The sequence below is a fragment of the Veillonella sp. R32 genome, from assembly GCF_010093125.1.
Taxonomy (GTDB): domain Bacteria; phylum Bacillota; class Negativicutes; order Veillonellales; family Veillonellaceae; genus Veillonella_A.
This window is the reverse complement of record NZ_NMZQ01000005.1, coordinates 1-13556: the sequence shown is the minus strand read 5'-3', so window position 1 is coordinate 13556 and position 13556 is coordinate 1. Positions and strand designations below refer to the sequence as shown.

The following is a 13556-nucleotide window of genomic DNA, read 5'->3' as shown; positions in this document are numbered from 1 at the left end:
AAAATAAATTATAGAACCAGTAAAAGGCTATTGTCCCTTTCAAAGAGCATATACTCTTGAAAGGGACATAGCCTTTTTCTATGCATAATTAATATAACGAATAGGGCTAAATAGGATAAACTAATCAAATTTATTGAAAAATATGTGCAAAATAATTTAAATTCATTCATTAAAGCTGATTTATCTTGAATTAATTATAGCTTTTATTAAAGATATTATTTTATGTGAAGTTTATTATGTGAAATAAGTATGAATAGATGTCATAAAACTGAGGTTTGCATGAATTAAAGTCTTGTGGGGGGGACTTTTATGTTATTATTTTTTTGTACAAAGAAGATAATCCTTGCAGGTACTGATGTGAAACATAATTTTATATACACTCCCCTAACACATCGTTATATGAGATAACGATTAACAACACACACACACAACGTATGTATATTTTTTAAACTCCGTACGTACCTGCAAGACTTCTATGTACCTCTATTTTATAGACATTAACAAAGGAATCGCCTAAGCATAGAGGCTCCCATTGATGAGACACCTCATGAATGGGACTTTTTTAGAATGTAAATGTCTTTTACTAGAGGAATAATAGTATGAATAAATAATCCAACATCTTTATAAAAAGATTATAAATCTACGATTCGTTAAACCTGGTATATATCACGAGTTTTAAGTGTGTGTAATAAAACTCGTGTTTATATAAATAAATTAAATAGGAAGTGTTGTATTTAGTGTATTTTGATTAACGCTAGTTTGAGGCTAGAGAGAGATGAAATGAGTTAATCAATTAAAGAAAGGTGGATTGCGTGTGAATAAAGTGTATAAGATTATTTGGAGTCGCACGAAGAATTGCTATGTGGTGGCTTCTGAATTAGCAAAAAGTCACACAAAAGGTGCGTCTACAGGACGTAGTTCAACTGTTTTAAAAGGTAGTGCATTAGCGACTGCTGTATTGGCGACGGTGGCTGTAAGTGCACTTGGCGTGCAGACTGTGCAGGCGGAGGCTTCTACTGTTGCGGGGCAGGCTGGTATTGCTATTACTAATAAGGGCAGTAATGCAACAGCTGATACAACCACTACTATTGCTATTGGCTTTGGCACTAATGTATCAGGGGCAAGAAGTATTGGTATTGGCGATACTGTAACTGTAAAAAATGGTGGCTCTTCGGTGGCTGTTGGTGCTAATGCACAAGCATTAGGAGATCGCACTGTGGCTATTGGTGCATCCGCTACTGCCAACGGGCCTTGGTCTTCATCCTTTGGTACAGCTAGCCACACTACAGGAAATCGTGCTACATCATTAGGCAATGGAGCTACGGCACAAGGTCAAGGTGCAACAGCATTAGGGGCCTTATCCTATGCAAGAGCAACTGGTGCATTGGCAATTGGTACTTCTGTATTTTCGATTCCTGATGCAACAAACCCTGCTCAAGTTTCTACCGTACAAGAAACAAAAGCTGATAAACAATACGCTACTGCTATTGGGTCTGGAGCACAAGCAACGGGGGATAGAGCGATTGCTATGGGCTACACTGCTAAGGCACAGGCTCCCGATACTATTGTTATTGGCAATAATGCTCGTACAGGTAGTATCATGTTGACGGCAGAAGGCAGCGATACGCCAGTAGAACTCTTGTCTTCAAGTGCTATTTCCATCGGGAAAGATGCATACAGTATTGGTAAGCAAACTATTGCTATGGGCGAGCTTGCTAATGCAAGTGGTAATGGTTCGGTAAGTATTGGTCATACTGCAAGTTCTGTAAATGGAGGGGCTGCTGTAGGTGCTGGTGCTAGAGCGTTGAAAGATTTAGCTACAGCATTTGGCCCTAATGCTCGTGCACTGGCTGATCGTGGGATGGCTATTGGTGCGTCAGCAGAAGCAGGAGGCGAATGGAGTGCTGCTGTTGGTGTATCTAGTAGAGCAAGTAAAAACAGAGCGGTGGCTGTTGGTACTAATACGACTGCTTCAGGTCTTGGTGCCACTTCCTTAGGTACAGCGGCTAATGCCAGTGGGGATGGTGCTATTGCATTAGGTGCACCAACCATAACTGTTACAGAAGAGTCTACGGCGACTACGACTCAAAAAGTGACTGTAACAGATATAACAACTGCTTCAGGAAAAAACTCTTTTGCAGCTGGAACAGGAGCTACGGCTGCTATGGCGGACAGTATTGTGCTAGGTCGTGAAGCTCAAGCCGTATTAGCTGATGGTAAAACTGGTGGTTCCAGTATTGTTATTGGTACTAAAGCAAAAGCAGATAGCTCAGAATCCATTGTAATTGGTGGCGGCAATGACCGCGTAGGCTATGCCGAAGCTACTGGAGGTCAATCTATTGCTATTGGTGCTGCAAGTAAAGCAATAGGTGAACAATCGGTAGTGATTGGTGCTAATGTACGTACCTATGGTAACTCTAATGTAGGTATTGGTGGCGATGATATTCGTCCTGCTTACAGTACATCTGTAAGTACTGCTGAAGGCACTACTACATTGAAAGATGCTTTAGAAGGCTTAGGAAAGACCTTATCAGGTGTAGGTGCATATAATGCAGACACTAGCGGTGGACAAGCTTCTGTATTTGTTGGTACTAATGCATATGCAAAAGGATCCGGTTCATTAGCTCTAGGTACATCAGCTAATGCAGCTAATTTCTTGAGTGCTGCTATTGGTACTGGTGCAGAAGCAACGGGAGACTATTCACAAGCTCTTGGTGTTGCCGCTAAAACAAGTAGAAAAAATGCCATTGCAGTTGGTACAGCAGCAAAAGCCTATGCCGCTAATTCCGTTGTTGTTGGTAATAAAGCAAGTGTCTTAGGTTATAAATCTACAGTAACAAATGCAGATAGTACAACTACAGAAGTTGATGCTGAGTCTTCAAGTGCTATTGCAATTGGTGATAGTGCATCAGCAACGAATACATATGCTACGGCAATTGGACGAAGTGCCGCGGCTACAGGATATACATCATTAGCTATTGGCGATAAAGCGACGGCTACCGGTAAAGGTGGTATTGCTATTGGTTCCACTGCAAGTTCCGCAGAACTTGCTACAGCTGTTGGTCCTAATACAATTGCGAGTGGTGGACAATCTGTAGCTGTTGGTATGGGGGCTCAAGCTACAGGTGGCATGGGGATTGCTGTTGGCGGTGCTGCCCGTGCTACAGGGGATCGTTCAGTTGTAGTTGGTCAATCAGCTCAAGGAACTAACTCATTTGCTACGGCTGTTGGTGTATGGTCACAAGCAACAGGTAAGTCTGCAATCTCTGTAGGGGCTGTGAGTCGTGCAACAGGAAATCGCGCAATTTCTATTGGTGGTTCTGAGCCAATAATTGGTTCTGATGGTAAAGAAACAATGACTGGGGCTACATCAACGGTTGCAAGAGGAGCAGATTCAATTGCTATAGGAACTAATTCTTTGGCTGGCTATGATAAAGCGTTAGCAATTGGTTCTAATAATGTTGCTAATGCAGAGGGTGCTATTGCTATTGGTATAGATAATAATGCTGGTTCTAGAGATACAGCGCCAGGAGCTTCAGGTGCTTATTCGGTAGTAGTAGGATTAAGGAATACTAGTACGGGGGAAAATGATTTAATTTTCGGTCGTGATAATACTATAAAAGGCGGCGATTCTTATGCTTTCGGCGCAAGTAATATCGTATATAGTAATACTTCTGGTGCATTAGGAGCTAAAAATATAGTTAAGAGTCCAATGGCTTATACAATTGGCTATCAAAATAGCAATATTTCAGAAAGTTATTCATATATTTTAGGTGCTAATAATACGGCAAGTAAGTTTGGTGATTCTGTAATTGGCATTGATAATCGTGCTGGTTCAAATAGAAATTTTATTGCTGGCAGTGATAATGCAATTGGTTCACAAGCAAATAACTCTTTAGCAATTGGTTATGGTTCGCGGGTCGGTACAACAGGGCAAGTTGTAAATACAGTAGATTCAACAACTGGGGATTTAACTTTAACTTTTGCTGCTGATGTTTCAGCTATAAATAGTATGGCTATTGGTACCAATGCTAAAGTAAATGCAGATAATTCAATTGCTTTAGGTACAAGTAGTGCTGTTGCTAGTAACGATTCTATTGCAGTAGGTACAAAAGCAAGAGCTTCTGAATCTAGCACAATTGCGATTGGTAATTCTGCTGTCGCTACTCAAGCCAACTCCGTAGCCCTCGGCTCCAACGCAGTTACTGATGCCGTTGTAAGCACGCCTAGTGCAACGATTGCAGGTAAAACAGTAGACTTTGCTGGTGGCTCTGCTGTTGGTACAGTATCTGTTGGTAAGACAGGTGCTACGACTCGTACTGCAGGTGATGGTGCTGAATACCGTACGATTACTAATGTTGCAGCCGGTCGTATTGCTGCTGATTCCACAGATGCGATTAACGGCTCTCAACTATATGCAGTTAATGATGCATTAACTGATTTAGCTCAATCTGGTGCTGGTAGCGTAACCTATGTTGATGGTGACGGTAATCCAGTAGTTAAGATTGGCGATAAATATTACCCAGCAGGAACTACTGTTGATGATAAAGGTAATCCAGTTCAAGCGGATGGAACTACGCCAGCAACAGAAGTAACAACCCCAGTTTCTGCAGCAACTACTACGCCTAACAGCGGTTTAGGCTTACCAACTGGTACTAATGGTGATGGCTCTACTGATCCTATGACTGGTAAGACATCTGCCATTGATGCAGGTAAAGCTAAAACTGTAGTTGCTGGCAATGGCAAAGATGGAGACCCAGGTAAAGATGGTTTACTTGGTGCTAGTGGTGCAGACCTTAGCAAATTAGCTACTGTTGGTGATTTACAAGCCGTAGCACAAGCAGGTCTTGACTTTACTGGTGATACAGAAAATGTAACTGTTCATCGTCCATTAAGTAATACCTTAGCTATTACTGGTGGTGCTGATGTAACTAAGTTAACCGATAACAATATTGGCGTGGTAGCTAATGATGATACAGGCTTAGCTATTAAATTGGCAAAAGATATTGTACTTCCTGATGGCAGTGTAGCAGCTGTGCCGTATAAGACGGATGATAAAGGCAATGTAGTTGATGCAGATGGTAATCCATTAACACAACAACCTGATGGTACCTTCCAAGATGCATCTGGCAAGACAGCCACACCAGATCTTGATACGGATAAAGCGGTTAAATTAACCGATAAAGGGTTAGATAATGGTGGTAACAAAATTACCAATGTAGGCGCTGGTACAGACCCTACTGATGCTGTTAATTACCAACAATACAAAGATTTAAAAGATGCAGTAAATGGTCTTGATGGTAACAATGGTTGTAAACTTGTTGATGGCAAGGGTAATGAAGTCGTTAAAATTGGGGATAAGTACTATCCAGATGGTACAAAAGTAAATGACAAAGGTGAAGCTGTTGATAACGATGGCAAGCCAGCTACTCCAATTGATACAACACAAAATCCTATTTCGTCAGTAACCGAAGCACCTAACAGCGGTTTAGGTTTACCAGCTGGTACTAATGGTGACGGCTCTACTGATCCTACGACTGGTAAGACACCTGCTATTGATGCAGATACAGCTAAAACTGTAGTTGGTGGAAAAGACGGTAAGGATGGCTTGTTAGGCATGAATGGTGCTGATTTAAGCAAATTAGCTACTGTTGGTGATTTACAAGCCGTAGCACAAGCAGGTCTTGACTTCACTGGTGATACAGAAGGTGTAACTGTTCATCGTCCATTAAGCAAAACATTAGCTGTTACTGGCGGCGCTGATGTAACTAAGTTAACCGATAACAATATTGGCGTGGTAGCTAATGCTGATACAGGCTTAGCTATTAAATTGGCAAAAGATATTGTACTTCCTAATGGCAGTGTAGCCGCTGTTCCATATAAGACTGATGCTAATGGCAATGTAGTTGATGCAGATGGTAATCCATTAACTGCACAACCTGATGGTACTTTCCAAGATGCATCTGGCAAGATAGCCAAACCATCTCTTGATACGGACAAAGCTGTTAAATTAACGGATAAAGGGTTAGATAATGGTGGTAACAAGATTACCAATGTAGGCGCTGGTACAGACCCTACTGATGCTGTTAACTTCCAACAATACCAAGACTTAAAAGATGCAGTAAATGGTCTTGATGGTAACTCTGGTTCTAAACTTGTTGATGGCAAGGGTAATGAAGTCGTTAAAATTGGTGATAAGTACTATCCAGATGGTACAAAAGTAAACGACAAAGGTGAAGCTGTTGATAACGATGGTAAGCCAGCGACTCCAATTGATACAACACAAAATCCTATTTCATCAGTAACCGAAGCTCCTAACAGCGGTTTAGGTTTACCTCTGGGTAATGATGCAAAAGCCATTACTCCAGAAAACGGCAGTGATGGCAAACCAGGCGCTACTGAATTAGTTGGTGGTAAAGATGATGGTAATGGAAATAAGACTGGTGGTTTATTACAAGCCTCTGGCACAGACCTTAGCAAAGTAGCCACTGTAGGTGATTTACAAGCCGTAGCACAAGCTGGATTAAACTTTACTGGTGATAGTGTTGATGATAAAGGTGAAAAGGTTAATGTACATCGTCCATTAAGTGATACATTAGCTATTACTGGCGGTGCTGATGTAACTAAGTTAACTGATAATAACATTGGTGTTGTAGCTGACCAAACTGAAGGATTAACGATTAAATTGGCTAAGGATATTGATTTAGCTGATGGTAGTGTAACAACAAAAGGCTACCAAGATGCTGATGGCAATCCACTTGTAAAAGGTGAAGATGGTAAATACTATCCAGAAGGAGCTCTTGATAATTTAACATATGATCCAGATAAGAAAGCATATGTTGATGAAAACGGAGAAACACCAGCTGACCTTCAAGAGGTTCCATTAGCAAAAGAAAATGAAGCTGTATATGATGGCAATGGTACAACAGTAACGGTAAAAGACCCTGAAGGCAATGAAGTTGGTAAAACAACGGTAGGATCTGATGGGTTAACTGTCCAAGGCAAAGATGGTGAAGATGGTAAGACTGTTGTAGGTAAAGATGGTATTACTATTACGCCAGCTAAAGATGCGACTAACCCTGATGGCTCTGCTAAGAATCCTGTATCCTTAACAGATAAAGGCTTAGATAATGGTGGTAATCCAATTTCCAATGTAGGCCCTGGTACGAAACCAACTGATGCTGCTACCTTAGGTCAAATAGAAGACTTAGCAGATAAGTTGGCAGGTGCTAATGGTGTCACTAAAGTTGACGAAGATGGCGATAAAGTGCTTTCGAATGGAGACAAAGACTACAAAGTTGATGAAAATGGTAGTCCAGTAGATAAAGATGGTAATCTACTTGTTAAAGGGGATGATGGCAAATACTATCCAGCTGATGCAACAAAAGACGACCAAGGTAATATGGTAGTTCCAGATGGTAATGGTGGCACTAAACCTGCCGAAGAAGCACCATCCTCAGCAACTGGTGATTCCACAATTGTCTCTGATGCTGATAAGAGTGGCTTAGATTTACCATTAGGGGATAATGCTACAGCTATTGATGAAAAAACTGCTAAAGACGTAGTTGGTGGTAAAGACGGTAAAGATGGCTTATTAGGCATGAATGGTGCTGATTTGAGTAAATTAGCCACTGTAGGCGATTTACAAGCATTAGCCCAAGCTGGTCTTGACTTCGATGGTGATACAGGTTCGTATGTACATCGTCCATTGAGTAAGAAATTAACTGTTTATGGTGAAGCTGATACAGCTAATTTAACCGCTGGTAACATCGGCGTTGTAGCCAATGGCAAAGATAGCTTAGCTCTTAAATTAGCTAAAGATATTAACTTGCCAAATGGTAGTGTCACTACAACTAATTACAAAACTGATGGTAATGGTCAGGTAGTAGACGCTACAGGTGCTCCTTTAACACAAGGTGACGATGGTAAATGGTATAAGGCTGATGATTTGAAAGACTTAACCTATGATCCAGTTAAGAACCAATATGTGGATGCTAATGGTCAGGCTGCTACGCCAACGGAAGGAACTCCAGTAGAAACAGGCCGTGCTATTTACGATGGCAATGGCGCTACTATGACTAAACCAGCTGTTGATAGCGAAGGTAACCCAGTCGTAGACAGTGACGGCAATCCAGTTAATGTTACTAATAAAGTAACTGCTGATGGTGTTGATGTAACCGATAAAGATGGCAATAACACTAAAGTGACTGGTGATGGCGTTATGGCTGTTGATAAAGATGGCAACACAACTACTGTTAAAGGCGATGGCGTAACAGCTAAGGACAAAGATGGTAATACAACCACTGTGAAAGGTGATGGTATTACTGTAGCTGGTAAAGAGGGTGAAAAGGCTAAAACTATAGTAGGTAAAGACGGTATTACCATTACACCTGAAAATGGCAACAACGTAACCTTAACAGATAAAGGCCTCAACAATGGTGGCAACCAAGTGAAAGGCGTTGGCGATGCAACTGACGACAATGATGCTGTAAATTACAAACAATTCAAAGATTTACAAAATCAACTTGGCGGTGCCGGCGGTGTAGGTATGGTTGATAAAGATGGTAATAAAGTTGTCAAAGGAGACGATGGCAATTACTATCAAGCTGATGAAAATGGCAATGTGAAGGATGCAGATGGCGATAGCTTAGTTAAAGTTGGCGATGATTACTATAAAGCTGATGACCTCAAGAAAGACGACAATGGCAATATAGTAAAAGGTGATGATGGTAAACCAGTTTCTAAAGATGATGAAACTAAACCAGCTACACCTAGCACACCAGCTAAAGCGGAAGATACAGCTGTTACATCGAATACCGATAAGAGTTCCTTAGGCCGTGATTTAGGCGACGATGCACAAGCGATTGGTGCAGATGATGCTAAGGACTTAGTTGCTGGTAAAGCCGATGAAAATGGCAATAGATCTGGTGGCTTGTTAGAGGCAGAAGGCGCTGATTTATCTAAGATTGCTACTAAAGGCGATCTTCAAGCCTTGGCACAAGCGGGCTTAGACTTCGTTGGTGATCGTGGTGATGATGTTCATCGTCCATTAAGCTCTACCTTATCCATTAAAGGTAATGCTGATGAAAAAGCTACATTGACTGATGGCAATATTGGCGTTGTCACTAATAAGAAGGGCAATGGCTTAGATATTAAACTTAACAAAGACATCAATCTTGGTGATGATGGCAGCATTAAACTTGGCAATAAAGTAAACCTTGATGGGGACACAGGTTTAACTGTTAAGGGCGATGATGGCAAAGCAGCTAACTACGGTAGCGATGGTTCCACAATTAAAGATGGTAAGGGTAATGAAAATAAATCCACTGCTGGTGGCAATACAATCACTGATGGTAAGGGCCATGTAAATACATCGACCTCGACTAATAATAACCTCAGCGATGGCAATGGCAACAGCAATAACAGTACCGCTACAGGTAATACAATCACTGATGGTAATGGTAACAAGACGGAAACTAAAGCTGGTGATGTAACCACTAGCGATGGTAACGGTAATAGTACATCCTTAACGCCAAGTGGTACAACGGTAACTGATGAAGCTGGTAACCAAACTAAAGTTGGCCCAGAAGGCATTACGATTGGTGATAACAAAGGTAATACCTATGTAACTATTAATCAAAATGGCTTAGCTGGTAAAGATGGTGCGCCAGTAGACTTTGGCAATGGCCTCAATGTACCTGGTGCTTTAACGGTTAAACCGGCGACTACCGATAAAGATGGCAATACCATTGCTCCAATTATCGACGCTAATGGTAACCGTATTCAAAATGTAGGCGCTGGTGTCTTACCAACCGATGCTGTCAATGTGGGTCAATTGAATGGTGTGAAACATGACCTTAATAACCGTATGAATGCTATTGGTGCTCATGCAGCCGCTATGGCCGCTCTCCATCCAATGGAATTTGCTAATGGTGAAAAAACATCGATTGCAGCCGGTATCGGTACTTTCCAGAGTAAACAAGCTATGGCAATTGGTGCCTTCTATCGTCCAAACGATGATACGATGTTCAGCGCAGCCGGTTCCTTCGGTAGCGGTGAAAACATGTTTAACGTAGGCGTATCCTTACGCCTTGGTGCTGATGGCGATGAAAACAAATATGAACAAAAATATCGTAAGGCTCCATTGAGTACGATTGCAGTTCTTGATGATAAAGTGTCAGCTCTTGAACAAGAAAATATCTCCTTGAAAGATTCCGTAGCAGCAAGCAATGCTGAAAATGAATCATTAAAACAGGAAATAGCTGGTCAAAAAGCTGAATTACAAGCACAACGTCAGGAATTAGAAGCGCAACGTGAACAAATTAAATTGCTCATGGAACGTTTAGGAATGTAATAGCCAAATAATAAAGGAGACTGCAGAACGCTTCGGCGCTTTGCAGTCTCCTTATTATATGTTTACTTTTTCCTAGTACTTTACTAGCAAATTAAATTAAAATACCATTAAATTAAAATACCATCAAATTAAATTACCATCAAATTGTCGATTATCAATAGTTAAGGTATTCGTATATTGCCATATATGAGCGGTAGGCCAATCACAGGTGTTATTATACTGGGCACACCATTGGGGACAGCTTAGTTGTGAAACATCTAAGTTGTTAGACCACCAGTCCAGATTAGCATAGATACCCGTAAAAGAGTAGCCAGCTTGCCATAATTGATTCACAAACGTACTGGCTATATTGGTAATTTCTTGTTTGCGCCTTACCGGCGTTTCAGAAATAGTTAACATACTTGGGTCCTCAAGATCGTACCACACACCGAGTGGCAATTTAGACGGCGTAAGGCCACAGTCATGTAAAATCTGTATTACATAGTGTGCTTCTTTTATCGCCAAATCACAATTAGTGGCATAACTATAGTAATAGATGCCTATGGCTATACCGGCGGCTAGGGCCGTATTAATATGCTCATAAAATAGCGAATCTAAATGACCTTGACCATAACCAAGACGGACAATGGCAAAGTGTACACCTGCTTGTGTAACCGCGTTCCAGTTGATGGAACCATTGTGTTCACTAATGTCGATACCTAATGTATAGGGTGTTGACTTGTTGCTCTTGATGGAATTCATGCTTTGACCTCTTTTCAATATACTAATTATGTGAGACATCATTAAAATATACTGTTAGTGCTGTTAAGGCGCGATTTTTATGTTGTTGCATCGCTTGTCGACTGATGCCGTGCTGTCTGGCTAATTCGGCCAAGGGAATATTATCAACATAATAGCTATAGAGCAGTTGTTGTTGCGGCTCAGGTAAACGGTGAAAGGCCTTTGCTATTTGTATTTTACTTTGCTTGTTTACCACTGTATCTTCGGCACTATCCGTAGGATCAATAATATCTTCAAAGGTCATGGCAGAGTCTTCACCATCAGTGGTAGTGTTCATAATTAATGACTCATGTTGCCACTGTCGTCGTAATTTTTTGAACGCATTATATTGACCATAGCGTATTCGACTTTGTACGAAGCCTGAAAAGGGAACGGTTCCTTCGGTGTTATATTCTTTAATTGCTCGTAAGAAAAGCTCCCATAATAGATTTTCCATATCTTCCGCTTCGCATTTAACAGCTGACGCATGGGCATACTTGCGTATCAAGCCTTCATATTGCTTACAAAGTAAATCTAAGGCTTCTTTGTTACCTTGCTGGGCTAATTTAATTTTATTTGTCTTACTATTATAAAAAGGTTCTGTCATTATATCTCCTTATTGAAAAACTAATGAAATAAAAGGTGATTGCAATCACAAATAATAGTATAGTATTCTAAATATATTGCTGCAATCATCTAAAAATTAAAATTTGACTTAAAATACTATGCCAAAATTTTATAATTTACTGATATTTAATAATATATTGCTAATAATAAAGGTTTCTGCTGTAAAATATGGAGGCCCTAATTCTATTGAGGACATATTTTGTAAACTTTAACTCTTAGGTAATGAAATAAAGAAGCACGCAGGTTTAGCATAAATTAATCATAGAGTGGTAATGGGAAATTATTGAAATAATGGGGGAATTATTACTGTTGAAAATAGTAAATTTCTATAATAATCGTCAAAAAAACTTTTGAGTGGTTAATAACTTTGGTTGCTCTATTTATTTTTTTACTAATTTTCCTATTGACAAATGTAAAGTTATAGATTGAGAGCGTGTGTATGATAAAACAGGGCCTAAATAAACATAATGTATGTTCAATACGCTTTATTTAATAGCCTAATGATCATTTTATAGAAAGAAATATAGTAAAAAACTTACCACTTATATTATTTTTTGTAAGGAAGTGTTATAAATATGTGCAAATCCATAATCGAGAGTGCTAATGATCGAACTCGATTTATTGATGCTGGGAAAGATTTTAAAATCCCTCAGTATATTCATTTCTTTTTACTCACCCTAGAAGCGCTATTAGAACAGTCGCTACAAGATACTTCCATAATTCCTGAACTGATGGCACCTTTTAATGAGGGGTATCTTAAATTGGTAGAATTTTTAAAAACAGGAAACTATTCCCGTCGTCATGTGGATGTAATTGTGGCAAAGTTTAATGAAGGGTATTCATTAGTTCTTGAAACGCCTCATGTATTAACTGCACAGGGCACAACTAACTTTTGGAAGTACGGTCATTTGATTATCAGTAAAATATGCCACCTAGTTCGTTATGAACAACGATACTTATATCATAATAAGAAAGCTAATACCATGTTAGAGGTGTATTCTTGGGCAGATTTATTTGAGATAACGAATCATAGTAAAGATGAAAACACTTGCAAATCTAAAGAAAACCCTGAATTTAGTTGTGGTAAGTTCTATGTGGATGGTTGCCAAGCCAATGTAAAACTCATTCATACTTTACTCGTTTCACTGTTTTGCGATAGTACGCATCACTCACATAATGATATAAAGCATCTTATATATCGTGTCCTTCAGCTTCACGAAGGGATGCAACGTTTAGATAATTTAGTGGCTCGCATTTCAAAGGAAATGATTATTCAACGGACGTATATTCGCCGTGAATTAACTATCGTTCAACATCAGTTTCAAGCTTTTGAAACGTCGTTAGCCCAATTATTAACTCATAGTATTATCTCCTCACAGTCAAAGCAGGCGCCTCAGCGACTGAAAAGTCTGGCCATTAATACAACTTCGCTCCAATGGGGGCTTTATTTTTTGACCTTAACCTATGGTGGTGGCTACATTGATCAATATGGTCAAATTCAATTACGAAATCAATTACCAGACCAATTACCAAATTAATCAGAAAATCCATTACCAAATCAATTACGTAATTTTATAATATTCAAAAACTTAATGGAGTTGACTCTTGGAGAGAATAGGATATAATTATACATATAGAAGTTGAGATTTATTATCAACTATATAGTAGCTATTCATGAAAATGACAGTATAGTTTTTAGTTTATGGAAATAGCGAATGGCAATGGCTATATCTATATCTATATCTATAATTTAGATAATAATCTATATCTATGATTATTATCTAGATGTAAAAAAATGGTAGTGTAAATAATTTTG

4 protein-coding genes are annotated in these 13556 nt (G+C 39.6%); 2 read left to right on the top strand and 2 right to left on the bottom strand.

Annotated elements, in window-relative coordinates; genetic code table 11:
• The first annotated feature begins 814 nt into the window (after positions 1–814).
• Complete coding sequence (locus VER_RS01680) at positions 815–10354, top strand: ESPR-type extended signal peptide-containing protein (protein ID WP_162099160.1); 9540 nt, start codon at positions 815–817, stop codon at positions 10352–10354.
• A 123-nt stretch (positions 10355–10477) separates the two neighbouring features.
• On the opposite strand, the gene VER_RS01675 is transcribed toward VER_RS01680, so the two are convergent.
• Both VER_RS01675 and VER_RS01670 read right to left on the bottom strand, forming a co-directional pair.
• Positions 10478–11095 carry a GH25 family lysozyme gene (locus VER_RS01675; protein WP_162099159.1) on the bottom strand — a complete coding sequence of 206 codons (618 nt, stop codon included), beginning with the start codon at positions 11093–11095 and terminating at the stop codon, positions 10478–10480.
• A 22-nt stretch (positions 11096–11117) separates the two neighbouring features.
• Entirely contained in the window at positions 11118–11720 is a 603-nt protein-coding gene (locus VER_RS01670) for an RNA polymerase sigma factor (RefSeq protein WP_162099158.1), read from the bottom strand.
• Between the two features lie 595 nt (positions 11721–12315).
• On the opposite strand from VER_RS01670, the gene VER_RS01665 reads away from it, so the two are divergent.
• Complete coding sequence (locus tag VER_RS01665) at positions 12316–13278, top strand: hypothetical protein (protein WP_162099157.1); 963 nt, start codon at positions 12316–12318, stop codon at positions 13276–13278.
• Positions 13279–13556: the final 278 nt, after the last annotated feature.

Bases quoted from the DNA above. Each gene is read 5' to 3' on its own strand.
- VER_RS01670 (WP_162099158.1), bottom strand. From the start codon at position 11,720: ATGACAGAACCTTTTTATAATAGTAAGACAAATAAAATTAAATTAGCC.
- VER_RS01675 (WP_162099159.1), bottom strand. From the start codon at position 11,095: ATGAATTCCATCAAGAGCAACAAGTCAACACCCTATACATTAGGTATC.
- VER_RS01665 (WP_162099157.1), top strand. From the start codon at position 12,316: ATGTGCAAATCCATAATCGAGAGTGCTAATGATCGAACTCGATTTATT.